This is a genomic window from Cobetia sp. PS-4MA, from assembly GCF_057670765.1.
Genome location: NZ_CM173107.1, coordinates 3242977 through 3260057 on the forward strand (window position 1 = coordinate 3242977; position 17081 = coordinate 3260057).

12 protein-coding genes are annotated in these 17081 nt (G+C 65.7%); 4 read left to right on the forward strand and 8 right to left on the reverse strand.

The features are described from left to right. Nucleotides 1-130: 130 nt before the first annotated feature. From AC26AR_RS13750 to AC26AR_RS13760, 3 genes are all read left to right on the forward strand, one after another. The gene (locus AC26AR_RS13750) at nt 131-1417 is read left to right on the forward strand and encodes an efflux RND transporter periplasmic adaptor subunit (RefSeq protein WP_488107215.1); all 1287 of its coding nucleotides are present in this window, start codon (nt 131-133) and stop codon (nt 1415-1417) included. Further along, nucleotides 1414-4551 (forward strand): efflux RND transporter permease subunit, encoded by a 3138-nt coding sequence (locus AC26AR_RS13755; protein ID WP_488107216.1) that lies wholly within the window; start codon nt 1414-1416, stop codon nt 4549-4551. Before AC26AR_RS13750 ends, AC26AR_RS13755 begins: the two co-directional genes overlap by 4 nt. A 148-nt stretch (nt 4552-4699) precedes the next feature. Next, nucleotides 4700-5110, forward strand: coding sequence for a hypothetical protein (locus tag AC26AR_RS13760; protein ID WP_077378298.1), 411 nt, complete (start codon nt 4700-4702; stop codon nt 5108-5110). Nucleotides 5111-5202: 92 nt separating this feature from the next. Here the strand turns inward: AC26AR_RS13760 and AC26AR_RS13765 are convergent, their stop codons facing one another. The 4 genes from AC26AR_RS13765 to AC26AR_RS13780 all read right to left on the reverse strand — a co-directional run bounded on the left by AC26AR_RS13765 (nt 5203) and on the right by AC26AR_RS13780 (nt 9937). Continuing rightward, nucleotides 5203-5838: a nucleotidyltransferase family protein gene (locus AC26AR_RS13765; RefSeq protein WP_488107217.1), complete on the reverse strand. Its 636-nt coding sequence runs from the start codon at nt 5836-5838 to the stop codon at nt 5203-5205. A gap of 8 nt (nt 5839-5846) precedes the next feature. Then, on the reverse strand, nt 5847-6872 hold the full coding sequence (locus tag AC26AR_RS13770; RefSeq protein ID WP_488107218.1) for an XdhC family protein: 1026 nt from the start codon (nt 6870-6872) through the stop codon (nt 5847-5849). A 103-nt stretch (nt 6873-6975) separates the two neighbouring features. Next, complete coding sequence (locus tag AC26AR_RS13775; RefSeq protein ID WP_488107219.1) at nt 6976-9357, reverse strand: xanthine dehydrogenase family protein molybdopterin-binding subunit; 2382 nt, start codon at nt 9355-9357, stop codon at nt 6976-6978. Beyond that, the gene (locus AC26AR_RS13780; protein WP_103751465.1) at nt 9344-9937 is read right to left on the reverse strand and encodes a (2Fe-2S)-binding protein; all 594 of its coding nucleotides are present in this window, start codon (nt 9935-9937) and stop codon (nt 9344-9346) included. The genes AC26AR_RS13775 and AC26AR_RS13780 overlap by 14 nt, the downstream gene beginning before the upstream one ends. Nucleotides 9938-10569: 632 nt before the next feature. On the opposite strand from AC26AR_RS13780, the gene AC26AR_RS13785 reads away from it, so the two are divergent. Then, the gene (locus AC26AR_RS13785) at nt 10570-11760 is read left to right on the forward strand and encodes an MFS transporter (protein ID WP_271303191.1); all 1191 of its coding nucleotides are present in this window, start codon (nt 10570-10572) and stop codon (nt 11758-11760) included. A gap of 124 nt (nt 11761-11884) precedes the next feature. Here AC26AR_RS13785 and astB read toward each other — a convergent pair whose 3' ends face one another. The 4 genes from astB to AC26AR_RS13805 form a co-directional block, all read right to left on the reverse strand. Continuing rightward, on the reverse strand, nt 11885-13231 hold the full coding sequence (astB, locus tag AC26AR_RS13790) for an N-succinylarginine dihydrolase (protein WP_404625912.1): 1347 nt from the start codon (nt 13229-13231) through the stop codon (nt 11885-11887). A 100-nt stretch (nt 13232-13331) separates the two neighbouring features. Further along, a complete protein-coding gene (gene astD / locus AC26AR_RS13795) occupies nt 13332-14831 on the reverse strand; it encodes a succinylglutamate-semialdehyde dehydrogenase (protein ID WP_176493568.1) in 1500 nt (499 codons plus the stop codon). Nucleotides 14832-14983: 152 nt separating this feature from the next. Then, nucleotides 14984-16015 carry an arginine N-succinyltransferase gene (gene astA / locus AC26AR_RS13800; protein WP_488107220.1) on the reverse strand — a complete coding sequence of 344 codons (1032 nt, stop codon included), beginning with the start codon at nt 16013-16015 and terminating at the stop codon, nt 14984-14986. Further along, nucleotides 16015-17076, reverse strand: a complete 1062-nt coding sequence (locus AC26AR_RS13805; RefSeq protein WP_488107910.1) for an arginine N-succinyltransferase — start codon at nt 17074-17076, stop codon at nt 16015-16017. Before AC26AR_RS13805 ends, astA begins: the two co-directional genes overlap by 1 nt. Between the last annotated feature and the right edge of the window lie 5 nt (nt 17077-17081).

Genomic DNA, 17081 nt, shown 5'->3' on the forward strand with positions numbered 1-17081 from the left:
CAAGTCATCGCGTCCCCTTGCACAATTGGTGCAAATTGAGAACCAAAGCAGTGTGGCTGAGAGGGCTTATCCCATCTGCCCGGCCTCTCTAGGATGCCCAGCATCCCACTCCTGCAACGGTAGCTCCCCCATGTCGAGACATCCTTCACGTCCGGCGCGCCTTTCTCGTATCGCCTCTTCCCTGCTGTTGACCCTTGGCGGTCTCCTTGCGCTCAGCGCCTGCAGTGAAGGCGATGACGAGGCTTCCGCTGGCGCCCAGCCGACACCTCCCACGATGGAAGTCGTCGCGGCCAAGGCTCAGCCGGTCGCGGCCTGGCACACTTACACCACCCGCCTGGAATCTCCGCAGAGCGTACAGCTGCGCCCGCGCGTGAGCGGTGAAATCGAAGAGGTCCTGTTCACCGAAGGCAGTCAGGTGAGCGCCGGCACCCCGCTGGTCCGCCTCGATCAGCGCCCCTTCAAGGCCGAGGTTGATCGTCTGGAAGCCGAGGTGGCTCGCGTCAAGGCAGAACTGTCCAACGCCCGCAGTGAATCCGGACGCGCGGCCAGCCTGGTCAAGCGCAACCTGATCTCCCGCGAGGAAGCCGATTCACGCAGCACCAGCGTCTCCGGTCTCAACGCCCAGCTCAAGGCCGCCATCGCCCAGCTCGAGCGCGCCCGTCTGGATCTCGACTACGCCACGGTGCGTGCCCCGATCGATGGCCGACTGTCCAATGCCCGCATCACGCGCGGCAATACCGTTCAAGCCGGTCAGAGCGTGTTGACCACCCTGGTGGAAACCCGCCAGCTGGACGCCTATATCGACATCAGCGAGCTGACCTGGAATCAGGACTTTGCCGACGTCTCCGCCGAGGATCATCTGCCGGTGGAACTGCAGCTGGCAGGCCAGCAGGACTTCCCGTTCCAGGGCGAGCTCGACTTCATCGACAACAGCGTCGATATCGATACCGGTACCCTGCGCATTGGCGCCACCTTCACCGCAGAGGACCCTGCCCTGCGGCCGGGCGCCTTCGCGCGCCTGCGCATCGCCTCCCCCGAGATTCGCGATGCCGTGCTGATCCCGGAGCGTGCCATCGGCACCGATCTGGATCGTCAGTTCGTGCTGGTGATCGGCGAAGATGACACCCTCGCCTACCGTGGCATCACCACTGGCCCGCGCTTTGGCCCGCTGCGTGCCGTCACCGATGGCCTGGCCGCCGGTGATCGCGTGCTGGCCGCCGGCCCCGCCAAGGCAGGCCCGGGCATGCCGATCACGCCCAAGCTGGTCGAGATGTCCGACGATGGTGCCCTCAAGGCCCTCGCCGAGCGTGTCGCTCGCCTGACGCAACACCAGAAGGATCAGCCGTCGCACGACAATGATCAGGATGCCGCGGCGCTGGCCGAGGCCGACCGCCAGGCAGCAGGAGGCCGTACGTGAACGTCTCCAGCTTCTTCATCAAGCGCCCGGTCTTCGCCGCGGTGCTGTCGATCCTGATCGTCATCTCGGGGCTGCTGTCACTGTTCCAGCTGCCCATCTCCGAGTATCCAGAAGTCGTGCCACCTACCGTGGTGGTGCGCGCCAACTACCCGGGCGCCAACCCGGAAGTCATCGGTTCGACCGTCGCCACGCCGCTGGAGCAGGAAATCACCGGCGTCGAAGGCATGCTGTACATGGACTCCCAGGCGACCTCCGACGGTAACCTGACCCTGACGGCAACCTTCGCGCTGGGCACGGATCTGGACAAGGCCCAGGTGCAGGTGCAGAACCGCGTGGCACGCGCCACGCCACGCCTGCCGCAGGAAGTGCAGCAGCTCGGCATCACCACCGAGAAGGCCTCGCCCAACCTGACGATGGTGGTCCACCTGACCTCCCCGGATGGCCGCTATGACCAGCTGTGGCTATCCAACTACGCGCGCCTGAATCTCAAGGACAACCTCGCCCGTCTCGACGGCGTCGGTGACGTGCGCCTGTTCGGTGCTGGCGAGTATTCCATGCGCGTATGGCTGGACCCGGACGCCGTGGCGGCGCGTGGACTGTCTGCCGGTGACGTGATCAGTGCGCTGCGCGCCCAGAACCAGCAGGTCGCCGCCGGTTCCGTCGGTGCCCAGCCCGCCCCGGATGACAACCAGTTCCAGCGCCTGCTCAATGTGCGCGGACGTCTCGAGAGCACGCAGGAATTCGAGAACATCGTCATCCGTGTCGATGAGGATGGCCGCCTGACGCGCCTGAAGGATGTCGCACGTGTCGAACTGGGTGCCGACAGCTACTCGCTGCGCGCGCAACTCGACGGCAAGGATGCGGTGGCGATGCCGATCTTCCAGCGCCCCGGTTCGAATGCCATCGCGCTGTCGGATGCGGTCCGCGAGCGCATGAGCGAGATGTCCGATGCCTTCCCCGATGGTGTCAGCTACGACATCGTCTACGACCCCACCGTCTTCGTGCGCGGCTCCATCGAGGCGGTCATCGATACCCTGTTCGAGGCCATCCTGCTGGTCGTGATCGTGGTGATCCTGTTCCTGCAGACCTGGCGCGCCTCGATCATCCCGCTGATCGCGGTGCCGGTCTCGCTGATCGGCACCTTCGCGGTCATGCAGCTGATGGGTGTCTCGATCAATACGCTGTCGCTGTTCGGACTGGTACTGGCCATCGGTATCGTGGTCGATGACGCCATCGTGGTGGTGGAGAATGTCGAGCGAAACATCGAGCTGGGCCACTCCCCCATCGAAGCGACCCAGATCGCCATGCGCGAGGTGACCGGCCCGATCATCGCCATCGCGCTGGTGCTGACGGCGGTCTTCGTGCCCACCGCCTTCATCAGCGGCCTGAGCGGCCAGTTCTACAAGCAGTTCGCGCTGACCATCACCATCTCGACGCTGATCTCGGCCTTCAACTCACTGACCCTGTCGCCGGCGCTCTCGGCCCTGCTGCTCAAGCCGCACGGTGCCAAGCCGGACTGGCTGACACGCCTCATCGATGGCCTGTTCGGACGCTGGCTGTTCGCGCCGTTCAACCGGGCCTTCAATGCCATGTCCAACGGCTACACCGGCCTGATCAAGAAGCTGCTGCGCTTCGGTGTCATCGTCGGCGTGATCTATCTGGCACTGCTCGGCGCCACCGGCAAGCTGTTCGACAGCGTGCCCGGCGGCTTCATCCCGGGACAGGACAAGCAGTATCTGGTCGCGATGGCTCAGCTGCCGGACGCGGCAAGCCTTGATCGCACCACCGAGGTCATCAACGAGATGCAGAAGCTGGCACTCAAGACACCAGGGGTCGCCCATACCGTGGCCTTCCCGGGGCTGTCGGTGAACGGCTTCGTCAATGCCTCCAATTCCGGCATCCTGTTCACGCCGCTGGATGACTTCGAGGATCGCCAGTCGCCCCAGCTCTCCGGCCAGGCGATCGCCGCCGAGCTCAACCGCAAGTTTGCCGGCATCGACGAGGCCTTCGTCGCCGTCTTCCCGCCGCCGCCGATTCTGGGCCTGGGCACCACGGGCGGCTTCAAGTTGCAGCTGCAGGACCGCGGTAACCAGGGCTTCGATCAGCTGTTCGCCGCCGTGCAGACCATCACCGCCAAGGGCAATGCCGACCCGCGCCTGAGCAGCGTCTATTCCAGCTTCCGCATCCAGGTGCCGCAGTACGACATCGATGTGGACCGCGAACAGGCGATGATCATGGGTGTCCCGGTGGAACGCGCCTTCGAGACCCTGCAGATCTACATGGGCTCGCTGTACGTCAATGACTTCAACCGCTTCGGGCGGACCTATCAGGTACGCGCCCAGGCCGAGCAGTCGGCGCGTCTCGACCCGGATGACATCCGCAATCTCAAGGTGCGCAGCGACAACGGGCGCATGATTCCGCTGGGCAGCTTCGTCAAGGTGACGCCGACCACCGGGCCGGACCGCGTGATGCACTACAACACCTATGTCAGCGCCGACATCAACGGCTCGCCGGCACCGGGTGTCTCCAGTGATCAGGCCAAGGCCGCCATCGAGGAAGTGCTGGCAGCCAATCTGCCCCAGGGCATCGGCTACGAGTGGACGGAGGTGACCTACCAGCAGGTGCTGGCCGGCAACACCATGATCTATATCTTCCCGCTGGTGGTGCTGCTGGTGTTCCTGGTGCTGGCTGCCCAGTACGAGAGCTGGTCGCTGCCGCTGGCGATCATCCTGATCGTGCCGATGACGCTGCTGTCGGCGCTGGCTGGCGTGTGGCTGACGGGAGGCGACAACAACATCTTCACGCGGATCGGGTTGATCGTGCTGGTGGCGCTGGCCTGCAAGAACGCCATCCTGCTGGTCGAGTTCGCCCGTGAGCAGCAGCATGAAGGTCAGAGTCGCCTGGATGCCGTGCTGACGGCCTGTCGCCTGCGTCTGCGGCCCATCCTGATGACCTCGGTGGCCTTCACCGCCGGCGTGGTACCGCTGGTACTGGCCACGGGCGCCGGCAGCGAGATGCGCCAGGCGATGGGCGTGGCGGTGTTCTCCGGCATGATCGGCGTCACCGTGTTCGGCCTGTTGCTGACGCCACTGTTCTATGTCGGCATCCGCAGGATGGTCGAGAAGCGTACCTAGAGAAGCCGGGGCTTCACGGACCACACCGCCAGTGCGGCGACGCGAGATGACTCGCCACACTGGCTTGCCTCGTCGCACTGGCTTGCCTCGTCGCATCGTCTCGGCACACCGCCGAACCTACATTGTTCAATACTCGGGAGCGGGTAGCATGTACGCCGATACCTTCAATGATCTGGCCCTTGAGGCTGAACTCGAGAACTTCGCGCATCGCTGGTTCTCTCTGCTCAACCGCCTGGCGCCGTCCCTCGAGCTGGCCGAGCTGCTGGGAGACGATGCCGTGATCCAGCTGCTGGATGAGACGCTCACTGGCAGCGAATTCCTGACCAATTGGGAACAGCGCCGGGATGATCTGCTGATCAACAGTCATGCACTGGGCTGGGTACGTGCCCGACGCGAGAGTCTCGACACGGCCACCCTGCGCATGGGCGGCGAGCACCGCGCCGCGCATCACGACGGCAGCGTGCTGCACACGCATTTCGATGCCGAGTGGGTGCTGGATCTGAGCTGGGGTGAGCCACGCATCCAGCGCATCAAGCTGCTGGACGTGCGCACGCTGTAGAATGCGGATGAGCAGACACAAGGACGCCCCGTCACCTGAAGGTGACGGGGCGTCCTTGTGTCTGGCGCGATGGCTTGCCACCCAACGCTTGCTCAGGCATTTGGGGGTGGGAGACTTCGCCGCCTTTCCGCCAGCATCGCCGGTGTATCGACATCCTCGAGAATGCCGGCATCGCTGACGACCACCTCACGCAAGGCATCACGATGTCGAAGGATCACTTCCCGCGCACCCTCACCGCCCACAAGCGCTGCCAGCTCACGCCATAGCGTCCGCCCGAACAGCACCGGATGCCCGGGGCTGCCCTTCTCGCCTGTCAGCACCGGCCGCACCACATGCTCCGCACTCGCCTCACGGTGCAAGGCGTGGAAGGTCTGCGGCGTGATCTGCGCCATGTCCGCCAGCCATACCGCCGCCACCTGCACATGCGCCAATCCAGCCTCATCATCTAGCTGACGGAAGGCATCGCCGAGACTGGCGCCGAGGCCGTTGCCCGCCTGCGGCGCACGCCAGATTCGCCGGGCATGCTCACGCGCGAAGTCATCTCTCAGCAGTGCGGCGGGATCATCGTCCTCACGCAGCAGCAGACGCCAGTCCACCTCACAGGACATGACCTGCGAAAGCGTCGCCATCAGCAGTGTCTGGCCATCCGCCAGACGCGCCTGACGCTTGTCACTACCAAAGCGGCGACTCTGACCGGCCGCCATCACCAGAATGATCGTCCCACTCATGTCGGGTCTCACAGACTTTCCCGAGCGCGCCCACGCCGGATACGCACGATATCGGCCATCACCGCCAGCGCGATCTCGGCCGGCGTCTTGCTGCCCAGATTCAGTCCGATCGGCATCACGATACGCTCGATCTCCTCGGCGCTGAGCCCGCCACTGCGCGCCAGCCGCTCGGCGCGCGCCTGAGAGGTACGCTGCGAGCCCATCACGCCAATGTAGAACGCGGGCTGGCGTACCGCCTCGATCATCGCGAGATCATCAATGCGTGGATCATGGGTCAGCGCCACCACGGCGGTGGCGGCATGGCAGCCCCCCGCCGCGATGAAGCGCGAGGGCAGCTCACGACGCAGGGTGACACCGGTGTGCGGCGTCTTGCGGGCATCCCAGTCCGCCAGCACTTCCTCACGCGGCTCGCAGATGATCACCTCGAAGCCGAGGCTGACGGCGAAGGCCGCGCAGGCTTCCGCCACCGGCGAGAGTCCCGCCAAGAGAAGACGCGCCACCGGCCCGACCCTGAGCTGATAGCCGTACGCCTCGCCCTCGTGACCCTTGAGTGGCTCGACCCGCTCCCCCAGCCCGCTGTCCTGCTGAAGCGTACGCGCGCCATCCCCCGCCAGCATGACCTGACGCAGACGCGGCGTCTGACCCTCGAGTGCCTCGCGCAGTGCCTTGAGATGCGCGATGTCCGCCTCGCTGGCCGTGAAGCGCTCGACCAGCACGTCCAGCAAGCCACCGCACGGCAAGGCGATCCCCGCGCCCTGATGGCCGCCCTCGCCATAGCGGATCACCTGGGCGCTCGCGGTGAATTCGCCTCCCGTCAGGCGCGCCAGGAAGTCCTCCTCGACACAGCCACCGGACAACGAGCCACGATGCTGGCCATCGGCACGCGCCACCAGCCAGGCGCCCGGCTCACGCGGTGAGGAGCCGAAGGTGGACAGCACCGTACACAGCCAGATCGGGCTGTCAGGCCGCGTGCCATCTGACGGCGCCAGCCAGTCGATCGCCTGACAGATCACTTCAAGATCAAGATGTTGCATCAAAAATCTCTCATATCGGAAGCCGGCTCCCAGCCAGAAGACACGAAACCCGCCACCCGGGCATGCCGGAGTGGCGGGTATCAGACGCATTCATCGGTGAGGATCAGGCCTCGCTGAGCGCGGCCTTGAGCGCCGCCGGGCGCATCGGCAGATCACGCAGGCGAACGCCTACGGCGTGATGGATGGCATTGGCCACCGCCGGTGCGACCACCGTGGTACCCGGCTCGCCAAGACCGACCGGCATCTCGGTACTGTCAACGAACTCGAGATCCATCTGCGGCACCTGATGCATGCGCAGCGGCTGGTAGGCACCCAGATTCTGCGCCACCGGGCCACCCTCGCGGTATTCGGTGCCTTCGTGCAGCGCCATCGAGACGCCCCACAAGAGCGAGCCCTCCAGCTGCGCCATGGCGCCATCCGGGTGTGCGAGGGTACCGGCATCGACGACACTGGTCAGCTTCTCGATCTTGACCTCGCCAGTGGCGCGATCGACCTTGACCCGTGCCACGCAGGCCACCCAGGTCGGCATGCTGCGTTCCTGACCGAAGCTCAGCGCCACGCCCATGCCGGTATCTTCCGGCAGGCTGTCACGCTCGCTCCAACCGGACTTCTCCATCACGCGCGTGAGCACGTTGCGCAGACGTTCCGCCCCGCCCGTGCTGACCGGCGCCTTGCCGGCATTGCGGCCTTCGGCGTCCAGCAGCGAGAGGCGGAATTCGGCCGGATCCTGCTCGGCTGCCTGCGCCAGCTCATCGATGTGCTGCTCGACCGCCCATAGCGTCCAGCCCGGTGCGACGGAGCGCAGATACCCCGGCACGAAGGCCTCATGAGCGACCTTGTTCTGCTGCGCCCAGACACGCTGGGTGCCGACGTTGTACCAGTGGTCCGCGCCACTGATGGAGAAGGAATCCAGCTTGCCACCGCCTTCCACGGCTTCGGCGAGGAAGCTCGGCATCAGCGCGGCAGTCGGCCAGCCTGCCGCGGCGGCGTGCTCGGAGGCCACGACACGGCCCTCGGCATCCAGACCGGAACGCACACGCTGCACCGAGGGCGAGCGCACGCAATCGAAACGGCTATCGTCCGGGCGCGTGAAGATCATCTTGACCGGACGCCCCACGGCCTTGGCCGCCAGTGCCGCCGGCACGGCGTAGTCACCGTGGAGACGACGCCCGAAGCCACCGCCCAGATACAACTGGTGGTGAGTGATCTTGCCATCCTCGACGTCCAGCGCCTTGGCGACGAGGGGAATCAGCAATGACTGCTGCTGGTTGCCGCAGTGGACATGCCAATGCCCCTCCTCCTCATAGGCCAGTGCATTGGCCGGCTCCAGAGTGAAGTGCAGCACGCTTGAGGTGGTGAAGGTGGACTCCACCGTGGTCGCCGCACCTTCGATCAGCGCGGAAGGGTCACCCTGATCCACCATCAGCGAGCCATTGTCACGACTCGGGGTGCTGACCAGTCGCTGGCCTTCTGCCTGGATTGCCGCCTCATCGATGTGATAGCTGTCGCCCTTGCTCCATTCCACCTTGAGCAGGTCGGTGGCACGCATGGCCGCCGAGAAGTTGTCGGCGATGACCGCCAACCACCCCTGACACATGCCGGACGGATCCTTGAGCTCGATGGTCTGGCGATAGCCGATGACCTTGCTGGCTTCGCTGTCATCCACGGCCGTGACCTTGCAGCCGAAGCGACTCGGCGGCAGCACCGGGCGCGCATGCAGCGTCTTGCCGACACGGGCTTCCACCTCGGCAGGCAGGGTGTAATCGATGCCGTAGACCGCCTGACCGTTGGTCTTGGCCGGCACGTCCAGCGCATTGCCCTTGGTGCCGAGCACGCGGCGCTCGGAGGCCGGCTTGAGCTCGATGGCCGCCAGCTCATCTTCCGTGAAGCTGCGCTCAAGGCCTGCCGCGACGATCTCGCCATAGCCCAGTGACTGATCGCCACTGATGACACGGCCCTTGCGCGCCTTGCAGCTCTCGACGGACACGCCCATCTGTCTGGCGCCCGCTTCGATCAACGCGATACGCCCGGCAGCCCCTGCCTGCGACAGCGGCTGGTAGCTGTGATTCACCGACCAGCTGCCGCCGGTGATCATGTAGCCCCACTTGGGATCGCTGTCGACGTAGACGATCTCGACGGAGGCCAGATCGGCCTCGAGCTCCTCAATGACCAGACGCGCCAGGCTGGTGGCGACGTGCTGTCCCATCTCGGCCTTGGTGATATGGATGGTGATCGTGCCGTCAGTGCCGATGGCATACCACATGGTCGGCTCGAAGGCGCCGGCGGACAGCGTCTCACTGGCAGAGCGGCCGTCATCGGCGCCGCTGGCCAGGGCCGCGCCGGAGACCCCGAACGCCAGCATCGCGGAACCCGCGACACTGCCGATCAAAAAACCACGCCGCGTGATGCCGTGCTGGCTCGAGGGGTGACGAGTGGCTGCCTGAGCGCGCTGATACCGGCCCAGCGTATCTTCAAACCTTGCCATGAGATGTCTCCTCGGCAGCAGAATGGCTCACGGCATCTGCCGTGGCACGCGGATCGAATGTGCCGACACCGGCAGTCGCGGCGGTGGCCTCGGTCTGCTGGCCCATCACCTGCGCCGTGTCGCGCTCACTGGCGATCGCGGCGGCACGCTTCACCGCACGATGGATACGCACGTACGCCATGCAACGACACAGGTTGCCCGCCATGGCGGCAGTGACCTGCTCATCGGTGGGGTTCGGTGTGTGCTTGAGGAAGTCGGCGGCCTGCATGATCTGGCCCGACTGGCAGTAACCGCACTGCGGCACCTGCTCCTCGACCCAGGCTTGCTGCAGCGGGTGGTCATCGTTCTCGGCCAGCCCCTCGATGGTGACGATGTCACCACCCTCGGCGGCCAGTACCGGCAGGACACAGGTGCGCGCCGCGGTGCCGTTCAGGTGCACGGTGCAGGCGCCGCACTGGGCGATTCCGCAACCGAACTTGGTGCCGGTCAGGCCCAGGTGTTCACGCAGCACCCAAAGCAACGGGGTTTGCGGATCGACCTCGAGACTGACGGCCTTGCCGTTCAGAGTGAAGTTGGCCAAGGGGCTTCTCCTCAGGAGCATGAAGCAGGGGGACAGGGTTCGGACAACGCGTGCAGGGTGTCGCGGCCAGCCATGGCGTCATCTGACTGACGTGGCGTGGGTTCGGCGTCAGGGACCGACCCCAGGCTTTGAGGCCTGGCACGATTCGAATCGGTGAATTCTACAGGTCACGATTCGGCACCACGGTGCCAAAAAGGAAACAGTGTGATGTCACTGGGCGCATCATGGCCATGCAGATGCTGTCTCGCATGCCACACAGTATAGCGTTTCACGCCTTGTCATCGGCAGATGTTTGCATGACATCGGTCCGCCTCGGGACTGGGCCGGTAGCGGTCGAGAATGATGGCGGCGCACCGGAGCGAGGACTCCCGCGAAGCCATGTGACTGCCTGGTATGGACGAGAGTGTCGCAGACGCGTCTGACAGTGGCGTATCCGGCACCTGTACTTTTATGAGAATAAAGTGAAATGTAGCGAGAGTCCTCATGGAGGATGTTCCGCCCATGGCCAGCACCGGGTGCAGGGACCGCAAGAACTGCAAGAACTGCAAGAACTGCAAGAACTGCAAGAACTGCAAGAACTGCAAGAACTGCAACAACAACGACAATAACGATTCCCGGCATGAGGATCTGACATGCAACTCAACTGGAAGGCGGCGATCGCGTTGGCAGCGCTGATACTCGCCATCAATACCGGCGCGCGCCAGGCGATGGGCTTCATGCTGCCACCGATGGCCAGCGAGCTTGCCTGGGGCATGGGCAGCCTGTCGTTCGCGCTCGCCATCCAGAATCTGGTCTTCGGGCTGGCCGCGCCCATCGCCAGCAAGCTGTCGGATCGCTTCGGTACCCTCAGCGTCTTCCTGGTCGGCAGCCTGTGCTATGCGGTCGGCATGGGCGTCACCGCCCTCTGGCCGACCCCGACGGTGTGGATGCTGGGCGCGGGCGTGCTGGCCGGCATCGGCATCGGGGCGACCACCTTCCCGCTGGTGCTGGCCGCCGTCACTCGCGTGGTCCCCCTCCAGCATCGTGGCATCGGGCTGGGCATCGCCTCGGCCGGCGGCTCCTTCGGGCAGCTGATCTACTCGGTCGCGACCCCGATGCTGGTGCTGATCGACTGGAAGATCGCCATGCTGGCGCTCGGCGCCAGCTGTCTGCTGCTGATTCCCATGGCCCTGCCCTTGCTGCGTCGCCCGCCGGCCGGCAGTGAAACACAGGCAGAGGATGTCCCGAGCCAGGGCCCGCTGCTGCAGGACCGGCGCTTTCTGGCGCTGGCCGGCGGCTTCTTCGTCTGCGGCGTGCACGTCGCCTTCATCGCCACCCACCTGCCCAATTTCGTGGTCGCCTGCGGTCTGCCCCTGAACGTGGCCGGCAACACGCTGGCGATCATCGGCGCGCTCAATATCGCCGGCACCATCCTGTTCGGTGCCTGGGGCGGCCGCCGTCACCCGCCGCAGCTGTTGATGCTGATCTATCTGTGCCGCGCCGCACTGGTGATGGCGATGGTGGTCATCCCGCCCAGCAGCATGCTGCTCTACGCCTTCGGCGCGATCATGGGCGTGCTGTGGCTGTCGACGGTGCCACTGACCAGCCAGGCCGTCGCGCTCTACTTCGGCCAGAAGCGTCAGGCCTTCGTGTTCGGCATGGTGCTGGCCGCGCATCAGGTCGGCGCCTTCCTGGGGGCCTGGGGCGGTGGTGTGGTCTATCAGCTGACCGGCAGCTACGACCTGCTGTGGATCGCCAGCGGCATCTTCGGCCTGCTGGCCGCGCTCGTGCACTGGCCGGTGCGCCGCGAGCCCAAGCGCATGGTGCAGCCACAACTGGCCTGAGTCGCGCCACGGCATCTGATTCTCAAATGTCAGACCACACCTCCACAACGACACAGCCCCCATCGGCGAACCCGATGGGGGCTGTGTCGTATGGGGCTGTGTCGTATGGGCTCGGGCCAGGCGATCAACGCTGGAAGGCGTAGACATTGCCGACCTTCAACAGCCGCGTCAGCTCATCCAGCGCCGCCAGTGTCTCTTCGGCCAGCTGCGGGTCGGCGAGATCCGCCGGCGTCAGGCTGTCACGATAGTGACGCTTGACCCAGTCACCCAGCTCGCCGTGCAGCTGATCCGTCATCATCACGCGCCCGGAGAGCGCGGCGCGCTCGGCGTCACTCAGTACCACACGCAGACGCAGGCAGGCCGGGCCGCCGCCATTGCGCATGCTCTGCTTGACGTCCTTGACCAGCACTTCCCCGATCGGGTTCGGGCCGGCCAGAATCGCATTCTGCAGCGCATTCCATACCGCCTCGTTCTCCTGACACTCCCCCGGCACCACCAGCGTCATGCTGCCATCGTCATTGGAGAGCAGCTGCGAGTTGAAGAGGTAGGAGGAGACGGCATCCTCGAGGCTGACGGCTTCCAGTGGCACGCGGATCGGGATCAGCGGTGTGGACAGTTTCGCGCGAATTTCGTTGAGCACCGCCTCCTCATCGCGGAAGGCCAGCTCGTGATAGAACAGCACCGGGCCATTGCCCACCGCGATGACATCGTTGTGGAAGACACCGGCATCGATGGCCTCCGGATGCTGCTGGGCGAACACCACCTGATCCTCGCTCAGGCCATGCTGACGCGCGACGGCCTGACTGGCTTCCAGTGTCTGACGCGCCGGATAGCGACGCGGTTCGACGCCGTCACCGCCGAAGGCCTGACGGCCATAGACGTAGAGATGCACGCCCGGCCCGCCGTGGCCATCACACAGCCGCGTATGATTGGCCGCACCTTCATCGGAGAAGGCCGGCGTCGCGGGCAGCGCAGGATGATGCGCGAAATGGGCATCGTCGGCGAAGATGGCACCGAGGATGCGTCCGGTGGTCGCGGGCTCCAGGTAGCGGTGGAAACTGGATTGCAGGTTGGCCGGCGTGAAGTGCACGCGGCCATCACCGCTGTCGCGCGAGGGCGTGACGGTGGCGGCGTTCGCCGTCCACATGCTGGAGGCGGAACACACCGCGCGCAGAAGCTGCGGCGCCTGCTCGCTGGCCGCCTTCAACACCTGGGCATTGCTCCCGGTGAAGCCGAGATCACGCAGTGCGCCAAGGTCCGGGCGCTGCTGCGGCAGCAGAATCCCCTGTGCATAACCCAGATCCGCCAGCGACTTCATCTTGTCGAGGCCCTGCAACGCGGCTTCGCGCGGGTTGGAGGCCAGCCCGCCGTGGCGCATCGAGGCCACGTTGCCATGTGCCAGACCGGCGTAGTTGTGGGTCGGGCCTACCAGGCCATCGAAATTGATCTCGTGATACGGGGTGTCGGACATGAAGGTCTCCTGCCACGACGCCTTGGCACCTCAGGGAGCAGGCACGGCGAGCGTCGTGGTCAACAATGGGTAAGCGGCAGCGGTGCCCGAACGGACGGCCTTACAGACGGATACCGGCCGGCAGGGTCGCGGGCAGCGCCAGCGCCTCGGCTTCCATCGAGGCGACCGGATAGCTGACATAGTCGGCCGCGTAATAGGCGCTGGGACGGTGGTTGCCGCTGTCGCCGATGCCACCGAAGGGCGCGTCGCCGGAGGCGCCGGTGGTCTGGCGGTTCCAGTTGACGATGCCGGCGCGAATGCGCAGCAGGAAGTCGTCCCAGTCAGCACGCTCACCGCCGATCAGCCCGGCCGAGAGGCCGTAGCGGGTGTCATTGGCCAGCGCGATGGCCTCGTCCCAGTCGGTGTAGCGATGGATCTTGAGCAGCGGGCCGAAGAATTCCTCGTCCTCGAGCGCAAGGCCGGTGACATCGATCAGCGCCGGGCTGAGCAGACTGGTGCCCTCTTCAAGCTGCTGCATGCGCACGAGGACATTGCCGCCCAGCGCCTCAAGATCATCCTGCGCCTTGAGCAGGCCCTCGGCCGCCGCGACACTGGCCAGGCCGCCATAGAAGGGCGCGTCCTGCTCGAACTGCCCCGCCACGCGCAACTCGCGCAACGCCGTGGCCAGCGCCTCGATCAGACGATCACCGACCTCGCCCTGCGGCACCATCAGGCGGCGCGCACAGGTGCAGCGCTGACCGCCCGAGGCGAAGGCCGACTGGATGATCGCCAGCACTGCGGCGGCTTCATCCTGCACATCACGCACCACCAGCGGATTGTTGCCGCCCAGTTCCAGCGCCAGCAGCTTGCCGACCTGACCGGCGAACTGACGGTGCAGCAGCTTGCCGACCTTGGCACTGCCGGTGAACAGCAGCCCATCGATGCCCTCGGACTGGGACAGCGCCTGACCGACGTCCGCCGCGCCCTGCACCAGATTGATCACGCCGGCCGGCAGGCCCGCGGCCTCCCAGCACTGCAGGGTGAGATCGGCGGTGGCCGGGGTCAGCTCGGAGGGCTTGAACACGCAGGCATTGCCCGCCAGCAGTGCCGGCACCATGTGTCCGTTGGGCAGATGACCCGGGAAGTTGTAGGGGCCGAAGACGGCCATCACGCCATGCGGGCGGTGGCGCAGGACCGCCTGGGTGCCTGCGACATCCTTGGCGCGCTCGCCGGTACGCTCGTGATAGGCCTTCACCGAGATCGCGATCTTGCCGATCATCGCGCCGACCTCGGTACGCGCTTCCCACAGCGGCTTGCCGGTTTCACTGGCGATGCTGATCGCCAGCGCTTCACGATGCTGCTCCAGCTGATCGCGGAAGCGCTCCACCACCGCCAGACGTGCCTCGAAACCCAGGCGCGCCCAGGTCGGGAATGCCTGACGCGCTGCCGCGACGGCCTGCTCGACCTGCTCGGCAGTGGCCGAGGCGCCCTGCCACAGGCGTGCCTGGGAGACGGGGTCGGTCTTGGTGAAGGATTCGGCCTCCCCCGCCTGCCACGCGCCGTCGATGAAGAGCTGTTGACGCACGTTGAGTGTGGCGGGAGTCGGAGTCGTAGTGGTCATGGCATGCCTCATCGAAAGGGCGCGCCGCGTAAGCGACGCTGAACAAGGAGATAACGGGGCAGTTGGCGATCTGCCCCGCTGATGGCAAAAGGACGCAAGGCGATATGGGCCTGCGAGATGGCACGGAGAAGCGGATGTCCGTGGCGAACGCTTCAGCTGGCCAGCACGCGCAGCGTGTCGCCGCCAGTGACGCCAAGGCGTTCGGCCTCATCACGGTGCAGGCGCACATGGCAGGCACCCGCGTCGTCCCGCGTGACAGCATGGCTGATCCAGCTGGCGCGGAAGTCCGCCATGCCGGTGGTGGCGGCCATGACGGAGGGACGCTCACAGGCCGGGGCATCAGACGCGATCACCTCGACACATGCCAGCTGGCTGTCACGCACGCCGCGCACGTCATCGATATAGGCCTCGACCGTCGGGCCGCCATCGAAGATGTCGACATAGCCTTCCCAGCGCAGCCCTTCCTTCTTGAGCATCGCCACCGCCGGGCGGGTGTGCTCGTGCACCTGCCCGATGGCGGCACGCGCCTGCTCGGAGAGAAACGGCGTGTAGATCGGGAACTTGGGCATCAGCTCGCCGATGAAACTCTTCTGGCCCATGCCGGTGAGGCGGTCGGCCTCATTGAAGTCCATCGGGAAGAAGTGGCTGCCCAGACACTCCCAGAACGGGCTGCGCCCCTCGGGCGTGAAGACACCGCGCATCTCGGCCAGCACCTTGTCGGGGAAAGCCTCGCGGAACTGGGCCATGAACAGCCAGCGCACCTTGGAGAGCAGCGCACCATTGCGGTCCTTGCGCCAGCCCTCACGCAGGAACAGCGAGCAGACCTCGGCATCGCCGGTGTGATCGGAGCACAGCGTCAGCGTATCCAGGGTGCGATGCAGGTCGAGCTGCACCGAGGAGTGCGCCAGCGAGCCGAGCCGATAGTGATAGAACGGCGCATCGGTGCCCACACAGGCCTCGATAGCACAGCAGCCCGCGATGCTGCCGTCGCGCTCATCCTCGAGCACGAAGAAGTACAGGCGATCATCACCGGGTTCCCGGCCTTCGAAGGCGGCCAGGGTGCGCTCGATCTTGGCGCTGAGAAATTCATGATTGTCCGGCAGCGAGGTGAAGCCGACACCGGTTTCCCGCGCCAGCACCTTGAGGCCTTCGATATCGTGACGAGCGATAGGACGAATACGCATTACAGCTCTCCCTCATCGACCGCCGGCAAGGGCATCGGCACGGCAAGCACCGCACGCCCCTCTTCCACCCCCAGTACCTCGGCCTGCTGCGGCGTCAGCATCAGCTGGCCGGTCGGCGTCAGTGCATAGCGCGCCAGCACGCAGCGGAAATCGCCAAGCCGCTGGTTGGCGACCATCGCCGGCACCGCGTCCGGCAGGCTTTCCTGCGGGCGGATACGCACCGGGTGCCAGCCACACTGCTTGAAGGTGTGCAGACGTTCGCACTCCGCCAGCAGCAAGGGGCCCGCATCGAAGATGTCGACGTGGCGCGAGCGCGAGAAGCCTTCGGCGAGCATCTCCTGCATGGCGTACTCGTGGCGCGGATTCTCGCGCCCGATGGCGGCACGCGCCTGGCGCGTGAGAAGCGGCAGATAGAGCGGGAACGGTGGCATCACCTCGGCGATGAAGCTCTTGGAGCGCACCCCCGCCATCTGGTTGATGTCATTGAAGTCGCGATCAAAGAAGTGCTGGCCGACGCTGTCCCAGAACGGGCTGACCTGACGCTCGTCACGTGTTTCCAGATAGCCCGGGAAGGCCACCGCCAGTTCATTGGCGAAGCGTTCCGGGTACTGGGCGATGAACATCAGGCGTGCACGACGCAGCAGACTGTCCGCATCCGTCTCGCGGTAGCGGGCATCCAGCGACAGCGCGCACAGCAGCGTGGCATCCGACACCTCATGCGACAGCGACAGCGTCTGCACTTCATGGCGCACGTTGAGCTGCTGCGAGGCGTGGATCAGCGTTTCCTGACGATAGGTGTAGTAGGCCTCCCGCGCGCCAGCCTCGGCGCGCAGCGAGGCGGTACCGACCACTTCCCCGCTGTCGAGATCCTCCAGCACGAAGCAGTAGATCTCGTCACCGGGAAAATCGATCTCGGCACGCAGGCTGCGCTGGGAGCGCGTGATGCGCTCCTCGAGGCGGTCACGATGTGCCGGCAGATTGGTCAGGCGTGGCGTGGCCGAGGCCGCGAGCCGCTCGAGAGCGAGCAGATCGCGGCTTTCGGCAGGCCGCACCACCAGCATCGGGG